The following is a 24,060-nucleotide window of genomic DNA, read 5'->3' as shown; positions in this document are numbered from 1 at the left end:
GGCCTAAGGCGTCCGTTACGCAACGGTGACTCGTGACAGCAAACAACCTCCCCTCGACCTCGCGCCGACGTCTGCTCGCCGGCGTCGGCGCGGGCCTCACGCTCGCGGTCGCCGGGTGTCTCGGCGACGAGCGTGCGTCTATCACCCCGGTTTCGCTCGACGGCGAGCGCGCGTGTGACCAATGTGGCATGATCATCGAGGACCACCCCGGTCCGGTCGGGCAGATCCACTTCGAGGACGACGAGCCCGAGGGCGGACGACCGGGCCAGTTCTGCAGCAGCACCTGCACCTACACCTTCCGATTCGACGCAGAGGACGCTGGACGCACCCCGCTGGCGACGTTGCTCACCGACTACTCGCTCGTCGACCAGGAGGCGTTCGAGGCGGGCTCCGACACGATGTTCTCCTCGCACGTCGAGCGCGAGGCGTTCTCGCGGACCACCGACCTCACCGTCGTCGCGCGGAGCGAGGTCGTCGGATCCATGGGGCCCGAACTGATCCCGTTCAGCGAGGAGGGGGACGTCGACGCCTTCGTCGAGGAGTACGGCGGCGAGCCGATGTCCGCCGAGGACGTCGAGCGCTCGACGCTCGAAGCCTTATAAGCGGACGCGGGCGAGAGAACGCTCGGCCGAGCGCCTTCTACCGAGGTCGACGACCCGGTTCTGGCGGAACTCTCAGAGGGGTGCGACGGCCTAACAGCCGCCGAGCCCGTGCGCTTCGACGGCCGGGAGTTTCCTGTCGGGAGAAAGACATAGTACGCCCGACCGCAACTCGCCGGTAATGGCGGAATTTCTGCTCGTGATCGGCGTGACGCTGTTGGTCGCGTTCGCCTTCGGGGAGGTCCTCGAGCGAGTCGGTCAACCCGCTCTCGTCGGTGAGATCATCGCCGGACTCGTCCTCGGCCCGTCCGTCTTCGGTCTCATCGACTACGACGGGACCTTCGCCGCGTTCGGGATCATCGGCGCGATGCTCCTCTTTTTCGATATCGGCTACGAGCACCTGGATCTCACGGACCTCCTGTCGGTGGGTCCCGTCGCCGTCAGTATCGCGCTCTTCGGGATGATAGTGCCCGCGGGCGCCGGCTTCGCACTCGGCCTCGCCTTCGACTTCGGCGTCGTCGAGAGCGCGTTCCTGGCGCTCGTGCTTTCCGTGACTTCCATCGCCGTGACCGCGCGAACGCTGCTCGATCTACACCAGCTCGATTCGCAGATCGGGCACCGAGTCGTCGGGGCCGCGGTCGTGGACGACGTCGTCGGACTGGTCGCGTTCGCACTGCTCCTGCTCGCGATCTCCGGGGACGGTGCCGTCGAGGTCGTGACGACGATCGGTAAGGTGATCGGGTTCTTCGCCGCCGCCTTGATCGCGCGGTTCGTCGTTGTCGAACGACTGTCGTCGCTTCTCACGCGTTCACGGCAACTGGGAGGAGAGATTCTGGCCCTCCTCGGAGTCGTGTTCCTCGGTAGTTTCAGCGCGGAGGCGGCCGGTCTCGACGTAACTCTCGGTGCACTCGTGATCGGCCTGCTCGTCGGCGAAGACGAGCGTCTCTCGCGGCTGGAACTCCGCGAGGGCATCGTCGGCATCGCGTACGGGGTGTTTATCCCGCTGTTCTTTGCCGGTATCGGGGCGCGAATCGATCTCGGCGTGCTCACCACTCTCGACGCGTTCGTCATTGCCGTCGTCGCCGTCGGCCTCACGGCGAAGTTCGTCGGCGGGTTCCTCGGCAATCTGGTACTGGGCGGAACCGCCGACGAGTCCGTCGCGATAGGCGTCGGTATGATGCCCAAGGCGGGGGTCGGACTGGCGGTCGCCAGCGCCGCTCTCACGGGTGGATACGTTTCGACGCGGCTGTTCTCGGCGTTCGTCGTGCTCTTACTGGTATCGGTTCTGATCACGCCGTCTCTGCTCCAAGCGACGTTGAGGCGGACGAACGGCGCCGACTAACGCGTGGAGCGGACGCAGACCTCCGCACGTCCGTTTCGGAATAAATGACAACCTGATATTATTTAAGCGGAACCACGGTGGGAGACACGGATACCCGACGAGCCCGCGAGTCCGTAGAGACGGCGCCCGAAAGGGTCGTCGCGCCGTCTACTCCGCCGCGCCGTCTACTCCGCCGCGCCCCACTCCTCGACGCGCTTCGGCCGATCGGAGACGGCCATCACGTCGAGGTCGTCGTTCGCGTGGGCGAGCGCCTCCAGGGCCGCCTTCGCAGAGGCGTGCGTCGAGAAGTACGTGATCTCCTCCTCGACTGCGACCTCCAACAGTTCGCGCTGGCGGGAAACGATGAGGTCAATCTCGCCGTGTCTCGCCGCCTCGATCAGGTCCGTCGCCGTCGAGAGTTCGAAGTATTCGGCGTACCCCTCGACGAGCGCCTCACCAGCCTCCGTGTCGGGGTCCGGGAACTCCTCTGCGGAGAGGTCGACGACGGCGGTGCCCGACTCGGGAATCGGCTTTCCGGTGGAGTCCTGCGCCTTGTCGTACGCCTTCCCGAACGAGCGGGCCGTGCCCATCACTTCACCGGTCGACTTCATCTCCGGCCCGAGGCGCGGGTCAGAGCCCGGCAGGCGGTCGAACGGGAGCACGACCTCCTTCACGCTGCGGTGCTCGGGGATCTGCTCGTCGGCGTCGAGGTCCGCGAGCGTCAGGTCGTCGGTCATCACCTTTGCTGCGAGCTTCGCAATGGGGACGCCCGTCGCCTTCGAGACGAAGGGGACCGTCCGCGAGGAGCGCGGGTTCGCCTCCAACACGAACACCTCGCTGTCGGCGTCGTCGCCGACGCCGGTCACCGCGAGCTGAACGTTGAGCAGGCCGACGGTGTCGAGCGCGCGAGCGATGTCCTCGGTGACCTTGCGGACGCGCGACATGGTCTCGTCGTCCAGCGAGCGCGGCGGGATCATGCAGGCGGAGTCGCCCGAGTGGACGCCCGCGCTCTCGACGTGCTCCATCACGCCGCCGAGCAGTACGTCCTCGCCGTCCGCCACGGCGTCGACGTCCAGTTCGACCGCGTCGTCGAGGAACTGGTCGACCAGGATGGGCTTGTCCGGGGAGACGCGGACCGCCTCCTCGATGTACTCTTCGAGTTCGGTGTCGCTCTCGACGACCCGCATCGCGCGCCCGCCGAGGACGTAGGAGGGACGCACGAGTACGGGGTAGCCGATGTCGTGAGCCAGTTCCAGCGCCTCCTCCTCGCTCGTCGCGGTCCCGCCCTTCGGCTGAGCGATTCCCATCTCGTCCATCAGGACGTTGAACCGGTCGCGGTCCTCGGCCAGGTCCATCGCCTCGACGCTCGTGCCCATAATCTCGCAGTCGAGCCCGCGGCGTTCCAGCTCCGCTTCGAGCGGTTCGCCGATGTTCACCGAGGTCTGTCCGCCGAACTGGACCATCACGCCGTCGGCGCCGGTCGCCTCGGCCACGTCGGCGACCTCCTCGGCCGTGATCGGGTCGAAGAACAGCCCGTCGGAGGTGTCGTAGTCGGTCGAGACGGTCTCGGGGTTGTTGTTGACGACGTGCGCCTCGATCCCGAGCTCGCGAAGCGCCTGGATCGCGTGGACCGAGCAGTAGTCGAACTCGACACCCTGCCCGATCCGGATCGGCCCGCCGCCGACGACGACCACGCTGTCGACGCTCTTGTCGACGACGAGTTCACCGGCCGCGGCGTCGCCTTTCAGCGGCCCGCGGTTGAACTCCGACTGCCGGGCGGAGTAGTAGTACGGGGTCTCGGCAGCGAACTCGCCGGCGCAGGTGTCCACCTGCTTGTACGTCCGACCGGGCACGTCCTCCTCGACGGCGTCGACATCGACGCCGCCGCCGGCCAGCGCGGCGATCTCGACGTTCGTGTGACCCGCGGAGGCCGCCGGCGCGAACTCGCCGTTTTGAGCGCCCTGCGCCGTGTCGCTGACGCGCTTGAACCGTTCGAGGTACCACGGCTTGATGCCGGTCAGGTCCTCGATGTCCGCGACGGTGTAGCCGCGGTCGAACGCCTCGAAGATCGCGTACGGGCGGTCGGGCGAGGGGCGTTCGAGGTACTCGGTTTCGAGGGTGTCGTCGTTGATCGTCTCCCAGTTAACGGCCGGGTCGTACTCCGACGACCGGAGCGACTTCAACAGGCTCTCCTCGAAGTTGCGGCCGATCGCCATCGCCTCGCCGGTCGACTTCATCGCCGTGCCGAGTTCGAAGTCGACGTCGTCGAACTTGTCGATGGGCCAGCGCGGCACCTTCGTCACCACGTAGTCGATGGCTGGCTCGAACGCAGCCGTCGTCTCGCCGGTGATCTCATTGTCGATTTCGGGGAGCCGCTTGCCGAGCGCCACCTTCGCAGTGACGCGGGCGATCGGGTAACCGGTTGCCTTCGACGCGAGCGCGGAGGAGCGCGAGACGCGGGGGTTCACTTCCACCACGCGGTATTCGCCGCCCGGCGTCCCGTCGTCGTGCCACGCGAACTGGATGTTACAGCCGCCCTGGATGCCGAGGTCGCGGATGACTTCGAGCGCGGCGTCGCGCATCTCTTGGTGACCGTCGTCGGGGATCACTTGCGACGGGGTGACGACCGTCGACTCGCCGGTGTGGATCCCCATCGGGTCGATGTTCTCCATGTTGCAGATGATGATACAGGAGTCGTCTGCGTCCCGCATCACCTCGTACTCCAGTTCGACCCACCCCGCGATGGACTCCGTGATCAGCACCTCGCTGTTCCGCGAGAGGCGGAGGCCCTTGCGCACGCGTTCGACGAGCTCCTCGAACTCGTCGACGACCCCCGACCCGGAGCCGCCCAGGGTGTACGTCGTCCGGGCGATGACGGGAAGCCCGCCGACGGAGTCGACCGCTTCCTGGACGCGACCGCGGAAGGCCTCCTCGTCGAAGTCGGTGACCGACTCGCCCTCGTCCAGCGAGATGGTGGTCGACTTGGGGACCGGCTGGCCCAGCCCTTCCATCCGCTGGCGGAACAGGTCGCGGTCCTCGGTCGCGTAGATGGTGTCGAGCGGCGTTCCCATCACCTCGACGTCGTACTCCTCTAAGATCCCTTCTTCGGCGAGTTCGGCGGTGACGTTGAGGCCGGTCTGCCCCCCAAGGCCGGCGATGACGCCGTCCGGCTCCTCGATCCGAATGACCTCCGAAATCGCCTCCGTCGTGATTGGCTCGATGTACACCCGGTCTGCGGTCTCCGGGTCGGTCATGATCGTCGCCGGGTTCGAGTTCACCAGCACGACGCGGGCGCCCTCCTCCTGAAGGGCGCGGCACGCCTGCGCGCCGGAGTAGTCGAATTCCGCCGCCTGTCCGATCTGGATCGGCCCGCTACCGATGAGTAGAATGGTCCGGTCCTCGCTCATTACGCGGACGGAATACGCTCATCGTAATAAGGCCGACGATAGAATACGAATCTCGCAGCGAGTTTGCGATTTTCGCAAGGTACGCCCCCTCATACCACACGAGTCTTTATACCATGCGCTCGGACGACTCGTTCGACGTCAAAAAGAGCCCGCCGCTGTGTCGTTCGTGACTCCGTCACCGTTCGCCGATGGTCGGACGTTCGCGACCGAGGCCTCCTCGCGTCCCGTCGACGGCACCGCGTTTCGGATAGACCACGGCCGAGTCGCCGTGTTCAGGTCTCGAGGCGATACCGGTAGGGCCGGTCCGCGATGACCTCGACCTCGCCGCGCTCGGCCCACCGGCCCAGCACGGTCGCGACGCGGTGCGGGCTGTCGATGTCGTCGCAGCCCTCGGCGAGGGTGAGGATCTCTCGCGCCGTCAGCGGCTCGTCGGCCTCGGCGAGCACGCGACGAATTCGGTCGTACCGGTCGTATCCACCGGTGTTCATGTGTCTTACGTACGACTTCCGGACATATAGTCATCAGTGAGACAGGAGTCGGACAGTCGTATGACAGGAACGCGAAAACGTGGGGTGACGGAAGATAGCCGGTTTCCCGGGCCGAGTCGCCGGTGATCGATCTCAGGCGTACGGATCTTCGGCCTCTAGGTCGCGCTCCGCGCGGTACTGTTCGACGAACTCGCTCACGTCGAACTCGACCATTTCGGACTCGAACGCCGAGAGCGCCTCGTCGTCCTCGGCGTGGCTCACGGCGTGTTCCATTAGCTCGACCACCAGTTCGACGACGATCTCGTGGAGGCGTCGAGAGTCGAAGTCGGTCACCCACGCCATCGCGTAGCCGACGTCGGCGTTCTCGCTGGCGTCGTAGGCGACGACGGCATCTGGGAACTCCTCTAACACGACGCCGAGCAGGTGCGGCGTGTCGAACTCCGGCATCTCCTCGCTGGTCGTCTCGATCGCCTCGCGGAGCACCTCGACGAGGAAGTCCGGAAGGAACCGCTCGGGCGGATGCACGTCCATCACGACCGCGTGCGTCTCGCCGCAGTCGCACTCGAATTCGCGCATGCCGAGGTCCAACTCGCCGGCCGCCATCGTCCGCCCGCACGGCAGCTCCAGCGTGTTCTCGTCACCGCCCGGGACGCGCGGCTGGGACATGGGCGCACTTGGTCGCTGTCGGGGTTAAAAGACGCGGAACGCGACGGTCGGAGGCCGGATCGGCGGGTTACTCGCCGTCCTCGGCGTCGCTGTCTCCGTCGGCCCCTTCGCCCGCCGCGTCGTCATCGCCTTGTGCGTCGCTCTCGCCGTTCGGCTCGTGATCGTCGCCGTGTGTCTTGATCTCGGCCTCGATTTCGATCTCGACACCGCCGGCCTCGTAGCTGGCTTCGACGAGTTCGGCGTCCTCGCGTTCGATCTCGAGCTCGTCGCTGTCGACCTCCACGTCGACCTCTACGTCGACGGTGACCTCTTCAGACATAGGCGGCCGTGGTACGTGCTCCGGACGCAAAAACGGTCGGCGAAAAATCAATGGTGAGGGACGGGTCCCGGTGCGGGGGCGACGGTTCCTCGACCGAGGGCGTCGCCTACTGGAACCCGATCCGACCGCCAGTGTCGCGGATCGCGTTTCCGCTCCCGCCCTTGAACTGCTGTTCGACCTCCTCGTAGTACGCGAGGATGTCGTCGTTGATCGTCGGGCGCACCGACTCCATGGCGCGCCGGAAGTGTTTCATCTCCACCTCCTCGGCGTCGTCGTCGTCGCGCAGCGCCTCGATGGCGGCCTCGCGGGCGATGCCCTCCAGGTCGGAGCCGACGTAGCCGTCGGTGATCTCCGCGATCTCGCGGAGGCTCACGTCCGGCGCGAGCGGCGTGTCCTTGGTGTGGATGTCGAGGATCTGCTCGCGACCCTCTTGGTCCGGCTGCCCGATCATCACGAGACGGTCGAACCGACCCGAGCGCAGCAGCGCGGGGTCGATCATGTCGGGGCGGTTGGTGGCACCGATAACCATCACGTCGCCCATGTCCTCCAACCCGTCAAGCTCGGTGAGCAGCTGGTTGACGACGCGCTCGGAGACGTTGTTCCCCATCTCCTGCCCGCGCGAGGGCGCGAGGCTGTCGAGCTCGTCGAAGAAGATGATCGTCGGGCTCACCTGCCGAGCCTTCCGGAAGGTCTGGCGGATCGCCTTCTCCGACTCGCCGACCCACTTCGAGAGCAGCTGCGGTCCCCTGACCGAGATGAAGTTCGCGTTCGTCTCGTTGGCGACGGCCTTCGCCATCAGCGTCTTCCCGGTACCCGGCGGGCCGTACAACAGGACGCCCTTCGGCGCGTCGACGCCCATCCGGTCAAACTTCTCAGGCGACGTCAGCGGCCACTCAACGGATTCTTGCACCTGCTCTTGGGCATCGGTGAGTCCGCCGACGTCCTCCCAGGAGATCTTCGGAAGCTCGACCAGCACCTCCCGCATCGCAGACGGCTCCACCTCGGTGAGTGCCCCGTTGAAGTCGTCGCGCTTGACGATCATCCGGTCGATCAGGCTCGGCGGGACCTCCTCGTCGTCGAGGTCGATCTCGGGGAGGTAGCGCCGGAGCGCTTTCATCGCGGCCTCCTTCGTCAGGCTCTCGATGTCGGCGCCGACGAACCCGTGCGTCTCGTCGGCGAGGTGGTCGAGGGAGACGTCGTCCGAGAGCGGCATCCCGCGGGTGTGAATCTGGAGGATCTCCTTGCGACCCACCTCGTCGGGAACGCCGATATCGATCTCGCGGTCGAACCGCCCCGGACGGCGGAGGGCGGGGTCGACGCTGTCGACCCGATTCGTCGCACCGATGACGACGACCTGTCCGCGCGTCTCGAGGCCGTCCATCATCGTCAGCAGCTGCGCGACGACGCGGCGCTCGACCTCCCCGGTGACGTCCTCGCGCTTGGGGGCAATCGAGTCGAGCTCGTCGATGAAGATGATGCTCGGGCTCTCCTCTTTGGCGTCCTCGAATATCTCCCGGAGCTGCTGTTCGGACTCGCCGTAGTACTTCGAGATGATCTCCGGACCGGCGATGGAGAAGAACGACGCCGACGTCTCGTTGGCGACGGCCTTCGCGAGCAGGGTCTTCCCCGTGCCCGGCGGGCCGTGCAGGAGGACGCCCTGTGGCGGCTCTATCCCGAGCTTCGAGAAGATCTGCGGATGCTTCATCGGCAGCTCGACCATCTCGCGGACGCGCTGGATCTCGTTTTGGAGGCCGCCGATGTCCTCGTACGTGATGCCGCCGCCGGTCTTCTCGAAGCCGGAGATCGGCTCCTCGCGGAGTTCGACCTCCGTGTCCTCGGTGATCAGACAGACGCCGTCGGGCTTCGTCTCCACCGCGATCAGCGGGATCGCCTGACCGGGCGACCGCATGAACGGGTGGTTCGTCGAAGACATGACGGGAACGATGTCGCGCTCGACGACCGGACGCTTGAGGATCTGGCGTTTCACCATGCCGGCGGCGTCCGAGCCGAACTGGACCGACGCCTCCTCGGGCGGGGCCAAGACGAGCTTTTCAGCCTTCTCGGCTTCGGCCTTCCGGATGGTCACGCGCTCGCCGATGCCCACGTCGGCGTTCTGCCGGGTGAACCCGTCGACGCGGACGGTATCGGTGTTCCAGTCCTGGCGGTCCGCGCGCCAGACCTTCGCGGCGGTCGTCTCCGCGCCCTCGATCTCGATGATGTCGCCGGGCGAGAGCTTGAGATGCAACAGCGTGTCGGGGTCGAGTCGGGCGATGCCGCGCCCCGAGTCGTTCGGGTACGCTTTCGCCACTTCGAGTTGGACTTCGTTCATGATTCCTCGCGGGGGATACCCGTATCTCCTTTCGGTTCGGGAATAAGCTTGTTGCCCATGTCAGTTCCGCCGGTCCGTCCGGCAAACCCGGGGACCGTGCTGGACTGTGCTATCATGTAACACGATATGGCACCCCGACTTAAAACGCCGTCGTAAGGGCTCGTTTTCGCCGTCGATCCGGTGTCGACGCCGACCCGGTCCGCTCGTCATCGCTGCCCCGGTCAACGAGACCGCCGCCAGACCCGGCCGGGGGACCACGAGGTATTTGTCGCCCGATCACCTCCGATCCGGCATGCGAACGCTCGTCTTCGACGGTCGGACCGGCGCGGCCGGCGACATGATCTGCGCCGCGCTGATCGCGGCCGGCGCCGACCCCGATGTCCTCACGCCCGTGACCGACCGGCTCCCGGTCCGATACGAGGTCGGGGAGACGACGAAAAATGGCATTCGAGCGACGACCGTGGACGTGCTTGTCGCCGACGACCCCGCTGAGACGAGCAGCGAGGACGACGGGAGTCACGGCGACGAGAATGGAGACCGCCACGATCACGGCGGTTCGCACGACCACGACGATACTACCAGCAATACTGCTGATCACACGCACGACCACACTCACGACCACCGCGACGACAGCCACACTCACGACCACAGCCACGGCCGAGACCCCGACGCGACCCACGCCGAGGGCGCGGGCGTCCACCGCAGTTACCCCGAAGTCGTCGCCATCGTCGAGTCGATGGCCCTCCCCGAGCCCGTCGAGTCGGTCGCGCTCGACGCCTTCGAGCGCCTCGGCCGCGCCGAGGCGTCGGTTCACGGCACCGACCTCGACGAGACGCACTTCCACGAGGTGGGCGCGGACGACGCGCTCGCCGACGTGGTGGGAGCGGCGCTGCTCCTCCACGACCTCGATCCCGACCGGGTTGCGACGACGCCCGTCGCCGCGGGCGGCGGCGAAGTCGAGATGAGCCACGGCGTCTATCCGGTCCCCGCGCCGGCGACGACCGAAATCGTCGCGGGCGCCGACTTCTCGATGGTCGGCGGCCCGGTCGACCGCGAACTGCTCACGCCGACCGGGGCCGCGATCCTCGCTGCCGTCGCCGAGGGGGTCGACCGACTGCCCGCGCTCGACGTCGACACCGCCGGCTACGGCGCGGGCGACGCGACGTTCCCAGATCACCCGAACGTGCTCCGCGCGCTCGTCGGTGACGGCGGAGACGACGAGGCGAGCGTGGAGGTCACTCCCGATGGGCTCGTCCACGACGACATCGCGGTCCTGGAAACGAACCTCGACGACGCTTCGCCGGAGGTGCTCGGAGGGCTTCAGGAGTCACTCGCCCGCGCCGGCGCCCGCGACGTGACGATCGTTCCGACGACGATGAAGAAGTCGCGGCCGGGCCACCTCGTGAAGGTCATCTGCAAGCCGGCGGACGCCGAGGCGGTCGCGGCTCGACTCGCCCGCGAGACGGGGACACTGGGGGTCCGTCAGTCGGGCGCGAGCCACAGGTGGATCGCCGAGCGCGCCTTCGAAGCGGCGAGACTCTGGATCGACGGCGACGAACACGAGGTCTCGGTGAAGGTGGCCTCGACCGCGGACGGCGACGTCTACGACCTGAGCGCCGAGTACGACGAGGCGGCCGCCGTCGCCGAGGCCACGGGACTTCCGGTTCGTGACGTGATCCGACGGGCGGAGAGCCGCGTGCGCGAGTCGATCGGCGAGTAGCTGGGGAGTAGCTCGGCGGGCCCCGGCGAGACGTTCCGTGTGGTCTGGTGGGGTGTCCGACGACGTCGCGCGCGGCGTCCGGTGACGCGGGTCGACACCGCGGTCGGTATGGTGGCGGCTGGAGAGGACAGGGTGCTGCCCGTCCCGCGGATGAATCGCCTCCAGCCGACGCGCGCTACGCGGTCGATCGGACGGACCGTGTGCCCGGTGTCCCGTCGCGGTTCCAGCCGTGGAGCCAGCCGCTGCGGGGGGCAGTGCACGCCGAGGCGATGGAACTGAGGTGAGACATGCGTGAACTCCGACGGCGGACGAAGGGGTCATCGTCAAATATATCGTGTTATTTTCAAATTTATGGCTCGCCTGTAAGTTCATACGCGATGTCGCGGCGGTCGGGGGCGTTAGGTCGTCTCGAATCGGGGTCGCCCGAGTGCCGCGAATCGGGAGCGAGACCGCCGCGCACGACGGGTTCCGTCGACGGCGAGACGACAGGCCTATGCCGAACGCCCGACCAGGTGGACGTAACGCAGCCACCGTCATGATCGAGCGAATCCACACGTCGGACGTCGAACCGGACGCGGACGAGGTCGCCATCGCCGGCCACGTCCACGAGATCCGCGACCTTGGGGGGCTCGTCTTCCTCATCGTACGCGACCGCGAAGGACTCATCCAAGTCGTATTTAAAGAGGAGCGAGAACCGGAGCTGTTCGAGGCCGTGCAGGACGCCGGCGCCGAGGACGTCGTGCGCGTCGTCGGCAAGCCGCTGGAGAGCGATCAGGCGCCGGGCGGCGTCGAAATTGCGCCGACCGAGTACGAGGTTATCGACGAGGCCGACTCTCCGCTCCCGCTGGAGATATCGAAGGACATCGAGGTCGACCTCTCGACCCGGCTCGACAACCGCGCGCTCGACCTCCGGAAGCCGGAGACGCTCGCGGTGTTCACCCTTCGCTCGAAGCTGATGACGGCGATGGAAGACTGGTTCGACGACGAGGGGTACGTCGACATCAAGACCCCGCTCATCTCGAAGGGCGGCGCCGAGGGCGGCGCGGAGCTGTTCCCCATCCTCTACTACAACAAAGACGCGTTCCTCTCGCAGAGCCCGCAGCTGTACAAGCAGATGCTGATGGCCTCCGGCTACGAGGCCGTCTACGAGACCGGTACCGCGTTCCGCGCGGAGGACTTCGCGACCTCCCGACACGTCTCCGAGATCGCGATGTTCGACGTCGAACTCGCGTACATCGAGGACCACAACGACGTGATGGACGTCCAGGAGGAGTCGCTTCGGTACGCGCTCCGCGAGGCCGCCGAGAACGCCCAGCGCGAACTCGACCTCCTCGACGTCGATCTGCAGGTTCCCGAGGACGACTTCCCGCGGATCACGTTCGACGAGGCGCTCGGCATCTTGGAGACCGAGTACGGGCACTTCCCGGACGACCCGACCGACCTCGACACGAAGGGCGAGAAGCTGCTCGGTGAGCACTTCGAGGAGCAGGGTCACCCCGCGTTCTTCGTCGTCGGTTACCCCGGCGAGAAGTTCTATTACATGCAGGACGTCGAGGGCGACGATATCGCCTCGCGGAAGTTCGACCTCATCTACAAGGGCCAGGAGCTCTCGTCGGGCGGTCAGCGCGAACACGACGTCGACCGCATGGTCGAGGTCATGGAGGAGGAGGGAGTCGAGACGGCCAACTTCGAGTTCTACATCGAGGCGCTCAGCTTCGGCACTCCGCCTCACGGCGGCTACGGACTCGGTATCGACCGCCTCGTCCAGAAGGTCGCCGACCTCGACAACATCAAGGAGGCGATCATGTTCCCGCGCGACCCGAACCGGCTGGAGCCGTAACCGACTCGGTCGGTCCCGTCGCGCGCCACCGTCGGTGACCGCTCATCTGAGACTCTATTTATAAGTGGACGCCGGCCTCGGGCGAAAAGCGGAGTTCGTGTTCTCTTCTGGCGATTAAACCGGTTTAAATCGGGGACAATTCGGCTCAACGACTTCAGTCATTGAAGTGGGTAGCGCCACGAGGGGAAGTTGTCATGAACGCAATCCGAACGACGCTGCTCGTGGCGCTCGCCACAGTGGTACTGATCGGGACCGGCGCTGCCGCCGGTGCCGTTGCGGCGACGCCCGGCCCCGACGACGCGTCGGGCGACGCGGGCCCGCCGAGTGACCTGCCGGATCAGGTGCCGGACTTCGTCGGCGACATCCTGGACGGCGTGACCGACTTCCTGTCGGGCGGCGTCGACGACCTCGGTGAGACCGTGAGCGACATCGCCGGCGGCGAGAACCCCACCGACGACGAGACGGAAGACAACGGTGCGTAACGTGACGGACCGCACACCCGACGTCGATGCGCCCGATTCCGACCCGGTCTCCCGGCGGACGTACCTGCAAGCGACCGGCGCCGCAGCGCTCGGGGTGGCCGGACTCTCCGGCTGCGTCGGCAAGGCGACCGGGACGCTCGCGACGCGGGTTACCGACCAGCCGGCTGACATCGGCGACTTCGAGTCGCTCGTGGTCACCATCGAGGGAATCTGGCTCGGGCCCGAAGGCGCCGAGAGCGGCGCGGACGGGAACGTGACCGACGACGGGAGCGAGATGAACGACGACGATTCCACCGACGGCGAGGACGCCGGCGGGAACGAGACCGACGACGGAGATGACGGATCCGAACCCGCCGGCCGCGAGTATCAGGCGTTCGACGAGCCGGCGGAGGCCGATCTCGTTCAGTTGCAGGACGGCGAGACGCAGCTGATCGACGAGCGCGAACTGTCGGTCGCGACTTACCGGTTCCTCCAGCTCGACGTCTCGAACGTCGACGGTACCTTAGCGGGCGGCGAGGAGGCCGAAGTCGACCTTCCGGGGAACGCGCCGCTCACGTTCAACGAGTCGTTCGAGGTCCGCGAGAACACGCAGACGAGCTTCACCGCCGACTTCGCGCCGGTGCGTCGCGGCAACGGGACGTACCTCCTTCGCCCGGTCCCGAGCGGTATCGAGGTCACCTACGAGTCGTCCGACGAGAGCGATGGGGACGGCGACGACACCGATTCCGGCGGCAACGAGACCGGCGACGGGTCGTAAGGTGGTGACCGCCGACCGGTAACCGACGCCGGGACGCGGTGGCATGGCTCCCTCAGGCCCCCGTTGAAGTCGCGTCCGACCGGTGTGTCCCACGGGGACGCACCTTCGCGGCTTCGGGGATAGGGCTGGGACGGTCCCGGGAATCGGGGTTTGGGGGAATGGACGCCCGTACCGGCTCGTGGAGAGGCACACGTTCGGTTCGACCGCTCGGAGCCACCGCGGTTCGCCCGAGCGGACGACTCGTTTTGCGGACGCGCGGTCCACTCCGGACCGCGGGCTCGCATCGACGCGTCACACCGTCGAGAGGAATCAGTGCCGCGCCCTCCTCGACCGACTGATCTATTTAGAGCTCACGTCGACTGCGGTCGGTTTGCCACGTTCACCGCGTATCGCCGCGTATCGCCGCGTATCGAAGAAACCACCGCGTATCGTCCGTTGATTGGGTCACGCAGTCGACGCGGCCTCGTCGCCTGAGACCGTCCGATACAGCGGCCCGGCCAGCAGCAGCGCCCCCGTTCCGGCCATCGCCACCAGGGCGGTGGGATCGACCGCGGAGAGGTCGCCGGCGGCGAGCCGCTCCAGCGAGACCCCGACAGCGACGCCGACGATCACCCACGGTAGCTCGCCGGCCGCGGTGCCGAGGAGGAAGGGCCGCACTCCGATGCCCGCGGCCCCGGCCCCCACGGAAACCGCGTCGGACGGGAGCGGAAGCAACCGTGTGGCCGTCACGGCTCGGACGCTGCCGGCCGTCGTCGCCAGCCGCTCGCCCGCGTCGCAGAGCCGGTCCACGGTCTGGGAGGTGCCGCGGACCCGGACGCGGCCGGCCCGCGCGAGCAGGTAGGGAGCGACCGCCGTCGCCACGAGCAGGGCGACGCCGAGCGGGACGCCGACCCATCCGTACCCGAATCCGACGGCGACGGCGAGCAGCGTCGTCGGCCACGCGAGGAAGGGCCGGACGGCCGCCAACGCCAGCAGGGCGACGCCGAAGCGAATCGGGTGGTCCGCGAGGAGCCCCAGCCGCGCGACGGCGGCCGTTGGCGAGACGACCCAGGCGACCACGGCCACGCCGGCGACCGCGACGGCGGCGACGAGGTAGCCGAACAGTACGAACCGACGGTTCACGACCGACGATTCTCTCCGTGGGATAAACACTTTGTGGGCCGGTGCCGCCCCGCTGTGGAGTCACTCGTCGACGAACGCGCGACGCGTCGCGGTCAGGAGAGCTTCCCGAGCGCCTCGAAGAAGTTCGACGGGGGACCGGCGATCCGCATCGGCGGCGTCGTCCGCTCGACGGTCACCTCGACCGGCGCGGAGAGCGTCGTCGCGTTCCGACCGTCGCTGACGACGACTGCCTCGTCGACGCCGTCGACGGAGACCGTGATCTCGGCGTCGACGTCGACGACGAGCGGGGGCATCCCCGACTCGGCCGCCATTTCGTTCACAACGAGTCCGGTCACGTCCGGCACGACGAGCGGGCCGCGCTCGGAGAGGTTGTACGCGCTGGAACCGGTCGGCGTCGCGACGAGGACGCCGTCGGCGTGCCCGCCGGAGTAGCGGCTTCCGTTCACGCGGACCTCGTAGTCGATGCCGGAGCCGGGTCCGCGTCTGTCGCTCTGGATCACGATCTCGTTTGCGGCCGGCACCGAGGACCAGTCGCCCGCGCGGGCGGCGAGCCGCGGCGCCTCGCGGACGTTCATCTCTCCGCGACCGAACGCCTCCACCTCGGCGAGCACGGCGTCTTCGGCGTCTTTAGGGGAGACCGCGTTGAGGAACCCCACTTCTCCGAGGTTGACGCCGACGATCGGCGTGTCGCCGGCGTTGCGCGCGGCGAAGAGAAACGTGCCGTCGCCGCCTATCGCGACGGCGAGATCCGCGTCGGTGAGGGCGTCGACCGGCCGACCGCGCTCTGCCTCACCGAGCGCGGTCGCCGTCTCCGCGTCGAGCCAGACGGTCTGCCCGGCGGCGACGACCGCATCTCGCAGCGTCGCTGCGAGGCTCGTCGCGGGGTCGCTTCCCTTCCGAGCCACGATGCCGACCTCCATACGCTATCGGTTCTCCCCGGCGAACAAAAGGATGCGGACTTCGACCCCGGGGTCCGGAAAGTTTCAAGCCGCCTGGCAACATTAGCCGAGGTATGTCGACCCCGCACGGCCGACTGAAACGATGAGCGAGGAGGAAAACTGGTTCGAGCGCGCGTTGCGCGAGCTCGACGAGGAATCCGCCCGCTCGACCGGCGACAAAGCCGGTGACAGGGATGTCGGCGGTGACGTGGAGGTGGATGACGGCGACGGTGTGAGTGAGGGTGAGGGCGAACGTGTCGGTGAGGACGACGGTGACAGCGTGGCTGACGGCGACGAAGACGAAGCTGACGCTGACGACCCATTCGGCGGAGTCCGCGACAAGACGCCCGAGAGAGAATCCGGTGGCCGAGGGGCCGATTCCGATGAGAGCGGTGGCTTCGGTGGCGGTTCGTTCGGTGACGACGACCCGTTCGGCGACGGCGCGGTCGGTGAGGACTTCGACGGGGGCTTCGGAGGCGGCGCCGGAGACGCCGATCAGGACGCTCATGCCGACGACCCAGCCGATCCGTCCCGTGACGGACCGGACGACCCGTTCGGACGGGCAGGCGACGATACGTTTGGCGGTGGGGACGCGTTCGGTGACGACGACCCGTTCGGCGACGACGACCCGTTCGGCGACGACGACCCGTTCGGCGACGACGACCCGTTCGGGGGATTCCGCGCCGATAACTCGTCACCGTCTGACGACTTCGGATTCGGCGAGTTCGACGGAGAGGGAGGCGGTACGGGCGGCGAGACGGGATTCGACGTCGATCCGGACGAGTTCGAGTCGTCCATCGAGCGCACGAAGATCGGGATCGAGGGACTCGACAAGATGATCCTCGGCGGCGTCCCGCGGCGATCGCTCATTTCGGTCATCGGCGGTGCCGGGACGGGGAAGACGACGTTCGCGCTCCAGTTTCTCAACGAGGCGCTCGAATCGGACGGTAAGGGCGTCTACATCACGCTCGAGCAGACGCGGGACTCTATCTTTTCGACAGCGAAGGAGAAGGGATGGTCGTTCCGCGAGCACGCCGACGAGGGTCGACTCGCGGTGGTCGCCATCGACCCTATCGAGATGGCGAACTCGCTGGCGTCGATCCGCAACGATCTCACGCGCCTGATCGCCGAATTCGACGCTGATCGACTGGTGCTCGACTCCGTCTCGCTGTTGGAGATGATGTACGACCACCCGGCGAAGCGACGCTCGGAGGTGTTCGGATTCACCCGATCGCTGAAGGAGGCGGGCGTGACGACGCTACTCACCTCCGAGGCCAGCGAGACGAACGCGTACGCCTCCCGGCACGGCATCGTCGAGTACCTCACCGACGCGGTGTTCGTGTTACAGTACGTCCGCGGGTCGGACTTCCGCGAGACGCGACTCGCCGTCGACATCCAGAAGATCCGGGACGCGAACCACTCCCGCGAGACGAAGCCGTACGATATTACCGACACCGGCATCTCCGTCTATGGGCAGGCGAACATCTTCTGACGAGCGACCCCGCCGCGTGTCGCGACGGTTCCCGATCGGACCGGGAACTGCGTCGCTATCCCCCGAGCGGTACGGTTTCAGTCACGGATCGGTCGCCTGAGTCGGCTGTGAGGAGTAGAGTTCCGACCGGCGAGGTAACTCATCACTTCGAGATGAGCGAAAAGGACGAGTCGGTGGGATTACGAGCGGCGATTTTTGAACCACCGAGTCACGCGTGACGTGAGCCCGAGATCCTGTTTCGCCATAATGACCGTACTCTGTGCTCGCCTGCCGACCTCTTCGGGAATGGCCCCGAACACGACTTGTTGGAGGAGTCCTTCCCGGGAGGCCCCGATGACGGTGAGGTCATGGTCTGCCGATTCCTCGATAATGGCATCCGCGATATCCGTGCTGTCAGTGATCTCTGTCGTCGTCTCGATGTTCTCGAGTTCGGCGACGGTCGAGTCGAGAATCGATTGCACATCGTCGTCACGGTCTGATCCGTCCGACCGGACGTAGATCACTTTGATGTGAGCATCGTTGCGCCTGGCAACGGCACGGGCGATTTCGGTTGAGAAATCGGCGTGCGAACCGCCGGCCGTCGGCAGGAGGATCGAATCCACCCTCCCGACAGACTTGCTGTCGGCGGCGGGGCCGACACGCTCAACGAGGACGTCACAGCGGGCCTTGGTCACCACCTCGTCAACGTTACTCCCCAAGACGACATCACGACGACGGGGATTACTCCGCCAGCCCATCAGCACGAGGTCTATATTGTCCTGCTCGATCGTATTGAGAATTGCCCGTGACACGTCGTGTCCGATGCGTATTTTGCCACTTACCGGGACCTTCGGGCGCTCTTCGTCCGCAAAGTTGATTGCTTGGTCGATGACGGTTCGTTCCTCATCGACGAACTGACGCCCCTCCGAAATCGGCGTCTGTCGGGGAACCGTGACGACGCTTACCACTTCTATCTCGGCATCTCGCTCTTCGGCAAGGTCGAGTGCCGTCCGCATCAACTGCTCGACGGTTGCCGGGTTCGCCACCGGGACGAGAATCCGCTGCTCGCGTTCCCGCCGTTCATCTGCGGGCGCTTGCTCGGTTGTGACAGTCGGCGTTTCCTCTTCGAGCTTCTCCTCCTCCTTCCGCTGCGAGTAGCCGTAGTAGAGGAGGAGCCCCAGACTCATCCAGATCGCAGTCGTCACGAGGGCGATGAACCCGTGCGAGTTCGGCCCAAATCCGATCTGCATACCCAGCGCCGAGAGGAGGAACGGCGTCAACATGAACTGAAGGACGATCCCGATGAGCGGGGGCCACGGCATATAGGGGACTTCGTACGTGCGCGGCAGGTCGGGGCGGATCTTGCGCATCTTGATGACGGTCCAGTTGACCTGTACGAACAGGAGAATGAACATGATGTCCGCTGAGGCGGCAACCGATTCGATGGGTAGTATCACTGCCATCAGTGCGATGAGCACTGCTGAGAGGAGAATCGCCCAGTGTGGCGTCCGCTTCTCGTTATGGATCTCGCTGAAGATCTCGGGGAGGGCTCTGTCACGACCCATTGCAAACGAGACGCGTGACGAGGAGTAGATGGTCGCGTTCAGCGCACTCATCGTCGCCGTCAGACCGGCGAGCAAGAGTAACGGAACGCCGTAGGGAACGAATTGACCGGCTGCCTCGATAATGCCGAGTTCGCCCAGATTGCCGAGCAGTTGCCACGTGGGAGCCCCAACTGCAACGCCCGCTCGTTCCGCGAGTTCGGGGATGGCCTCAATCCCACCAATTGCAGCGAATGCGACGAGAATATAGATCGGAACGACAATCGCCATCGAGTAGAAGACGGCTTTCGGGATGTTCTCACCCGGATCGACGACCTCTTCGCCGGACTGGACGATAATTTCGTAACCCTCGAAGGCGATGTACGTGAAGCCCATTGCACCGATAATGCCGATGACACCGTTGGGTGCAAACTGGGGACTGTTGAGGAATTTGGAAGGCCAGTCCGGCGTCTGAACCGTCGCCAGGATGCCGAACACGACGAAGATTCCGAGAATAGCGACCTTGATTATCGTGACGATGACACCCGCTTTCCCCGTCTCCTCCGCTCCGCGATAGTTGATGTACGCGAACAGAGAGACCATGAGGACTGCGAGGAGCTTATCCAGCAATCCACGACCGATGAATCCCAAGAGCTGGAATCCTTCAGCGAGAACACCGCCGTAGACCAGAAACTCGGTGAGGAACACACCGAATGTCACCGCGTACAGCGAACAGGCGACCGCGTGCGCGAACCAGGACATCCAGCCCGCGTAGAAGCCATTCGGATCGACGAGCGCTTCTTTCACCCAGAGATACCCCCCACCTGCCTCCGGGAACGCCGCCCCGAGTTCGGCGTAGGAAACGGCTGTGAACATCGCTACGAAGCCGTTGAGAGCGAACGCGAGAATCAGTGCGGGCCCGGCGAGCCCTGCAGCGAAGCCCGTGAGCGCGAAGACACCAGCCCCGATCATCGCCCCGACACCGATGAACGTGATGTCGTAGACGCTCATATCCCGCGAGAGTTCCGTCTCCACTTCGCCGGATCGCGCCTGAGTAGCGTTACCCCCTGTCTCATGGGTCACACGATCCGGAGCGTCATCGCCCATACCTAGCATAATCAAACTAAGTGTCAAAAAAATAAGTGACGGTTCTCAGTTTATGGTGAATCCGCCTCGTTGAAACCCTTGGTCGGTGATAGGTTCGAGATGTCTGCTGAATACAACGCACGTATTCCGCACGGAACCAGCGTATCTAGCGACCTGATGCAGTCAATCGAGAACGTCGGAACGTTCTTGCGGCAACCAAGCAGCATATCATGTCATTTGATGGGCGACCTCACGTCGTTTGCGGAGGCCAGTTCTCGCTTCGCATCGGTGTCCGACTGGAACGCCGCGATGGATGGCTTATCGGCACCAGATGACAGCGGATACGACGAGGGAGACAGCATCGGATACCTCCGTGCCTATTCGGACGGGTACAGGTTATGGGAGTTCGAGACGGACAGCTAGTCTCTTGACTCAGCGAATAGCACGTGACTGTCGCAGAGACGTACCCTGTCTGTCTGTTCCGAGTTCATCGAGGACACCTCGGTAAGCCCGTTTTGGCGCAGATAGTACGGTCGATACTTGACTAGAGATGAGCACTTATCATCCGATCCTGAACAGAATACACTACGCTAATCGCACGACTGGACGGACCTCCATCAGCACTCAGAATGAACTCACACTGCAGTTCCCAAATCGAGCAACCGGAAGCACCGCTGTATGGCGATTCGGCAACGCTCCTGAGGATGATGTAGAAGGATGCACCGTCCGGGAATTGAACCCGGGCTATTAGCTTGGGAAGCTAATGTCCTACCACTGGACCAACGGTGCCCTATTTCAACGTCCGTGTGGCCGCACTTTAACATAGCGTTTTGTACGATGGTCGGGCGGTTCGCTTCCGCGTCTCACCCAGCGCGTTCCACCTCCACGAGGCGGCATTTCACCACCGGCATGGGACAGCGAGGCGGTGCGCGCGTGGGACTTCACCCGGGCCGTCCGACGGAGTCTTCGGCACGTATAGTGGTTGGTGTCAGTCCGTATGGCTACGAGTCACATCGCACTCACATCCCTCGATTAAGTTCGATTAGCGCGGATTAAGCGCGCTAATTCGAACGAAAAGCGGGTGAACTCCGGTGCAGCGTTTGGACGGTTCATAGGGGTTGAGCAGCGAGGTGAAGACACGATGAACACGGAACGCGTCGGATTGGTCGCGGTCACGCTGGCGCTGCTCGTCGGCGGTGTGGCGACGGTGTTCGCGCCGACCGTCATGTCTGGTCCCGGTACCGCCCCCGCTCACGCGGCGGCAACGACTACCGCCGTCCTCGACGGCGGACTCGCGTCGCTGTTCGGCGTCACCCTGTGGGGTGTGACGCTGCTGTTCGGAGCGACCTCGCTCGTGTGGTTCACCCTGACGGCGGTGGTCGGGGCGGGCTACGAGACGCCGCCGAACGAGTACGGTCTCGACGAGATGCAGGTCCGGATCATGACTGTCGACGCCGCCGACGTGGTCCAGGAGACCGTCGATTCCCTGCCCGAGGGGCTCGACGACGTGCACGTCGTCGCTGAGTCGCCAATCGACGTGACCGGGGCGACGGTCCACGTCGTTCCGGACGAGTTCTCGAGCCGGGCGGTCCGGAAAGGCCGCGCACAGGAGTGGGCACGGCAGTCCCTGACGTGTCGGAAGGAGTTCGTGCTGTATCTCGACGAGGACAGCATTATCGAGTCACTCGACGGGCTGCCGGACGCGGATATCGTCCAGCTACGCGAGAAGCCGCGCCGCACCGGGTCGAATCTGAGCTACCTGGCCGACATCTACCGGATGGGCGTGCAGTACGAGCAGCGCGCGTTCGCTCGCCTCTCGATCCCGCTGTTCGCGTGGGGCGGGGGGATCGCCGTCCGGACGGAGGTCGAGGAGCAGACGACGTGGGACCGCGAGACCCTCGTGGAGGACACCGCCTTCGTCTGGGCGGCCTTCCAGGAGTTCGACGTCTCGTTCGCGCTGGCTGACGCGGTCTGCCGGAACGAGGCCCCGCCCTCGCTGTACGAGATCCTCCAGCAGCGCCGCCGATGGGCGGCCGGCAACGTGCAGGCTTCGGCGATGCTCCCGCTGCGGTATGAACTGCTAACGCGTTTGCGGAATTACGCTTGGGCGCTTTCGCCGATCGTCACCCTGCTCGTCGTGCCGCTGTCGTTCCTGAGCGTGACGATCGCGTACAGCGGACTGTTCTTCGCGGCGTCCATGGGGCTGGCGCTGTGTACCCTCGGATGGTTCCTCTTGGGGGTCGTCTACTACGGCGACGACCACCGTCGATGGGCGCTCGCGCTCCCGCTGGCGCCGGTGATCACCGTCGTCCACTCCATGGGGACGGTCGTTGGTATTCTCAACCCCCCGGAGACCTTCCGCGTGACGTCGAAGGTGGGAAGCGAGTGACGCGGTCAGTCCGATCGCTGCGCGCCATCCGAGCGATCGCGGAAGGGTTCGACTACCGAGAGCCACACGCTTAATGGGCTGCCGAGGCAGTCTGCTTCATGCACTCACAGCCGACTGGAACCGACGTGGCCGCCGACTCCGACGCGGTCGAGCGCGTCCGCGAGCGCCGCGCCGCGCTCGCCCCGGCGCTGGGACGGACGTGGACCGACCGCGAGCCCTGGCGCTTCATCACCGACCTCACCGCGATCGGGAGCCGAATGGCGGGCAGCGACGGCGAACGCCGGGCGGCAGGGGTCGTCGCCGACGCGTTCGAGCGCGCGGGCCTCGCCGACGTGGACATCGAGCCGTTCGACCTGAACGCGTGGGAGCGCGGCAGCGCGGACCTCCGTGTCCGAATTCCGGACGGAGCAGAAGGGGACACAGTACGCGAGTTCGAGTCGATCGCGCTCCCGTACTCGCCCGCGGGCAAAGTCGACGGGGAACTCGTCGACGTCGGCTACGGTACCCCCACCGAGATAGACGAGCGCGACGTCGAGGGTCGGATCGCGGTCGCCTCGACGACGACGCCGGACGGTCGGTTCGTCCATCGCATGGAGAAGTTCGGGTACGCGATCGACGCGGGCGCGGTCGGGTTTGTCTTTGTCAACCACCTCGACGGCCAGCTCCCGCCGACCGGCTCGCTGACGTTCGGCAACGAGGCCGACGCGGTCGCCGTCGGCGTCTCCAAGGAAACCGGCGCGTGGCTCCGAGAGTACGCGGCGGGCGGGGGCGGCGGAGGTGACGCGGGAGGCAGTGCGGCCGAGGCCGAGATCACGGTCGAGGCGACGACCACCCCGGGTGAGAGCCGAAATGTCCGCGGGCGGGCGGGGCCCGACACGGACGAGCGACTCCTGCTGCTCGCCCACTACGACGGCCACGACATCGCGGAGGGGGCGCTCGACAACGGCTGCGGGATCGCGACGGTCGCGACCGCGGCACGGATCCTGACCGAGGCCGACCTCCCGATCGGCGTCGACATCGTCGCGATGGGTGCCGAGGAGGTCGGTTTGCTCGGCGCGGAGCACCTGGCCGAGACGGTCGATAGTGACGCGGTTCGGGGCGTGATCAACGTCGACGGCGCCGGGCGGCACCGCGATCTGGTCGCGCTCACGCACGCCTCTGACGCCGCCGCGTCGATCGCGAAGTCGGTGTCGGCGGCGACGCGTCAGCCGATCGCGGTGGACGCCCAACCGCACCCGTTCTCCGACCAGTGGCCGTTCGTCCAGCGAGGGGTGCCGGCGCTCCAGCTTCACAGCGATTCCGGCGACCGCGGACGGGGTTGGGGACACACCCACGCGGACACGCGGGACAAGGTCGACGACCGGAACATCCGGGAGCACGCGATGCTGACAGCATTGCTCGTCTGCGAGTTCGCGGCCGACGAGCGGGACGTGCCTCGCCTCGACCGCGACAGCCTCATCGAGGAGTTCCGCGACGCCGACTTCGAAGCGGGGATGCGCGCAGCCGATCTCTGGCCCGCCGACTGGGAGTAAGGTGGCAGGGCGGTCGAAGCCGTGAGCGTCGATGCCGCCGGAGCCTCCCGGAC

17 protein-coding genes and 1 tRNA gene are annotated in these 24,060 nt (G+C 66.1%); 9 read left to right on the top strand and 9 right to left on the bottom strand.

Translation table 11 applies throughout. The annotated features are described in order from the left end of the window. Window positions 1-32: 32 nt before the first annotated feature. A complete protein-coding gene (locus ACNS84_RS15770) occupies window positions 33-602 on the top strand; it encodes a nitrous oxide reductase accessory protein NosL (protein ID WP_435075817.1) in 570 nt (189 codons plus the stop codon). Window positions 603-780: 178 nt separating this feature from the next. Further along, window positions 781-1,941: a cation:proton antiporter gene (locus ACNS84_RS15765; protein WP_435075816.1), complete on the top strand. Its 1,161-nt coding sequence runs from the start codon at window positions 781-783 to the stop codon at window positions 1,939-1,941. Between the two features lie 164 nt (window positions 1,942-2,105). Here ACNS84_RS15765 and carB read toward each other — a convergent pair whose 3' ends face one another. The 5 genes from carB to ACNS84_RS15740 form a co-directional block, all read right to left on the bottom strand. Continuing rightward, entirely contained in the window at window positions 2,106-5,327 is a 3,222-nt protein-coding gene (gene carB / locus ACNS84_RS15760) for a carbamoyl-phosphate synthase large subunit (protein ID WP_435075815.1), read from the bottom strand. 272 nt (window positions 5,328-5,599) lie between these two features. After that, window positions 5,600-5,815, bottom strand: coding sequence for a hypothetical protein (locus ACNS84_RS15755; RefSeq protein WP_435075814.1), 216 nt, complete (start codon window positions 5,813-5,815; stop codon window positions 5,600-5,602). A 132-nt stretch (window positions 5,816-5,947) separates the two neighbouring features. Beyond that, entirely contained in the window at window positions 5,948-6,481 is a 534-nt protein-coding gene (locus ACNS84_RS15750; protein ID WP_435075812.1) for a DUF5815 family protein, read from the bottom strand. Between the two features lie 67 nt (window positions 6,482-6,548). After that, complete coding sequence (locus tag ACNS84_RS15745) at window positions 6,549-6,800, bottom strand: hypothetical protein (RefSeq protein WP_435075811.1); 252 nt, start codon at window positions 6,798-6,800, stop codon at window positions 6,549-6,551. A gap of 106 nt (window positions 6,801-6,906) precedes the next feature. Then, the gene (locus ACNS84_RS15740) at window positions 6,907-9,129 is read right to left on the bottom strand and encodes a CDC48 family AAA ATPase (protein ID WP_435075810.1); all 2,223 of its coding nucleotides are present in this window, start codon (window positions 9,127-9,129) and stop codon (window positions 6,907-6,909) included. Between the two features lie 292 nt (window positions 9,130-9,421). On the opposite strand from ACNS84_RS15740, the gene larC reads away from it, so the two are divergent. From larC to ACNS84_RS15720, 4 genes are all read left to right on the top strand, one after another. Beyond that, window positions 9,422-10,849, top strand: a complete 1,428-nt coding sequence (gene larC / locus ACNS84_RS15735; protein WP_435075809.1) for a nickel pincer cofactor biosynthesis protein LarC — start codon at window positions 9,422-9,424, stop codon at window positions 10,847-10,849. Between the two features lie 535 nt (window positions 10,850-11,384). Then, window positions 11,385-12,689, top strand: coding sequence for an aspartate--tRNA(Asn) ligase (aspS, locus tag ACNS84_RS15730; RefSeq protein WP_435075835.1), 1,305 nt, complete (start codon window positions 11,385-11,387; stop codon window positions 12,687-12,689). 194 nt (window positions 12,690-12,883) lie between these two features. Further along, on the top strand, window positions 12,884-13,171 hold the full coding sequence (locus ACNS84_RS15725) for a hypothetical protein (RefSeq protein ID WP_435075808.1): 288 nt from the start codon (window positions 12,884-12,886) through the stop codon (window positions 13,169-13,171). A gap of 1 nt (window position 13,172) precedes the next feature. Next, a complete protein-coding gene (locus ACNS84_RS15720; protein WP_435075807.1) occupies window positions 13,173-13,928 on the top strand; it encodes a DUF4382 domain-containing protein in 756 nt (251 codons plus the stop codon). Window positions 13,929-14,372: 444 nt separating this feature from the next. On the opposite strand, the gene ACNS84_RS15715 is transcribed toward ACNS84_RS15720, so the two are convergent. After that, window positions 14,373-15,050 (bottom strand): TVP38/TMEM64 family protein, encoded by a 678-nt coding sequence (locus ACNS84_RS15715; RefSeq protein ID WP_435075806.1) that lies wholly within the window; start codon window positions 15,048-15,050, stop codon window positions 14,373-14,375. 92 nt (window positions 15,051-15,142) lie between these two features. After that, the gene (locus ACNS84_RS15710) at window positions 15,143-15,970 is read right to left on the bottom strand and encodes an NAD(+)/NADH kinase (protein ID WP_435075805.1); all 828 of its coding nucleotides are present in this window, start codon (window positions 15,968-15,970) and stop codon (window positions 15,143-15,145) included. 121 nt (window positions 15,971-16,091) lie between these two features. Between ACNS84_RS15710 and ACNS84_RS15705 the strand changes: the two genes are divergently transcribed. After that, window positions 16,092-17,480: a KaiC domain-containing protein gene (locus ACNS84_RS15705; protein WP_435075804.1), complete on the top strand. Its 1,389-nt coding sequence runs from the start codon at window positions 16,092-16,094 to the stop codon at window positions 17,478-17,480. Window positions 17,481-17,659: 179 nt separating this feature from the next. Here ACNS84_RS15705 and ACNS84_RS15700 read toward each other — a convergent pair whose 3' ends face one another. After that, on the bottom strand, window positions 17,660-20,107 hold the full coding sequence (locus tag ACNS84_RS15700; protein ID WP_435075803.1) for an amino acid permease: 2,448 nt from the start codon (window positions 20,105-20,107) through the stop codon (window positions 17,660-17,662). A 697-nt stretch (window positions 20,108-20,804) separates the two neighbouring features. Beyond that, window positions 20,805-20,875 (bottom strand) — tRNA-Gly (locus ACNS84_RS15695). A 352-nt stretch (window positions 20,876-21,227) separates the two neighbouring features. On the opposite strand from ACNS84_RS15695, the gene ACNS84_RS15690 reads away from it, so the two are divergent. Next, window positions 21,228-22,475: a glycosyltransferase family 2 protein gene (locus ACNS84_RS15690; RefSeq protein ID WP_435075802.1), complete on the top strand. Its 1,248-nt coding sequence runs from the start codon at window positions 21,228-21,230 to the stop codon at window positions 22,473-22,475. Window positions 22,476-22,573: 98 nt separating this feature from the next. Next, window positions 22,574-24,007, top strand: coding sequence for a M28 family peptidase (locus ACNS84_RS15685; protein ID WP_435075801.1), 1,434 nt, complete (start codon window positions 22,574-22,576; stop codon window positions 24,005-24,007). The last annotated feature ends 53 nt before the right edge of the window (window positions 24,008-24,060 follow it).

Origin of the sequence: Halorubrum wangae, assembly GCF_051194135.1 — an archaeon.
Classification (GTDB): Archaea; Halobacteriota; Halobacteria; order Halobacteriales; family Haloferacaceae; genus Halorubrum.
The sequence above is the reverse complement of the archived record's forward strand: the minus strand, read 5'-3'. Positions and strand labels throughout refer to the sequence as shown.

Coding starts and splice junctions, on each gene's coding strand:
- ACNS84_RS15765 (WP_435075816.1), top strand. CDS start 781: ATGGCGGAATTTCTGCTCGTGATCGGCGTGACGCTGTTGGTCGCGTTC.
- carB (WP_435075815.1), bottom strand. CDS start 5,327: ATGAGCGAGGACCGGACCATTCTACTCATCGGTAGCGGGCCGATCCAG.
- ACNS84_RS15755 (WP_435075814.1), bottom strand. CDS start 5,815: ATGAACACCGGTGGATACGACCGGTACGACCGAATTCGTCGCGTGCTC.
- ACNS84_RS15750 (WP_435075812.1), bottom strand. CDS start 6,481: ATGTCCCAGCCGCGCGTCCCGGGCGGTGACGAGAACACGCTGGAGCTG.
- ACNS84_RS15745 (WP_435075811.1), bottom strand. CDS start 6,800: ATGTCTGAAGAGGTCACCGTCGACGTAGAGGTCGACGTGGAGGTCGAC.
- ACNS84_RS15740 (WP_435075810.1), bottom strand. CDS start 9,129: ATGAACGAAGTCCAACTCGAAGTGGCGAAAGCGTACCCGAACGACTCG.
- larC (WP_435075809.1), top strand. CDS start 9,422: ATGCGAACGCTCGTCTTCGACGGTCGGACCGGCGCGGCCGGCGACATG.
- aspS (WP_435075835.1), top strand. CDS start 11,385: ATGATCGAGCGAATCCACACGTCGGACGTCGAACCGGACGCGGACGAG.
- ACNS84_RS15725 (WP_435075808.1), top strand. CDS start 12,884: ATGAACGCAATCCGAACGACGCTGCTCGTGGCGCTCGCCACAGTGGTA.
- ACNS84_RS15710 (WP_435075805.1), bottom strand. CDS start 15,970: ATGGAGGTCGGCATCGTGGCTCGGAAGGGAAGCGACCCCGCGACGAGC.
- ACNS84_RS15705 (WP_435075804.1), top strand. CDS start 16,092: ATGAGCGAGGAGGAAAACTGGTTCGAGCGCGCGTTGCGCGAGCTCGAC.
- ACNS84_RS15700 (WP_435075803.1), bottom strand. CDS start 20,107: ATGGGCGATGACGCTCCGGATCGTGTGACCCATGAGACAGGGGGTAAC.
- ACNS84_RS15690 (WP_435075802.1), top strand. CDS start 21,228: ATGAACACGGAACGCGTCGGATTGGTCGCGGTCACGCTGGCGCTGCTC.
- ACNS84_RS15685 (WP_435075801.1), top strand. CDS start 22,574: ATGCACTCACAGCCGACTGGAACCGACGTGGCCGCCGACTCCGACGCG.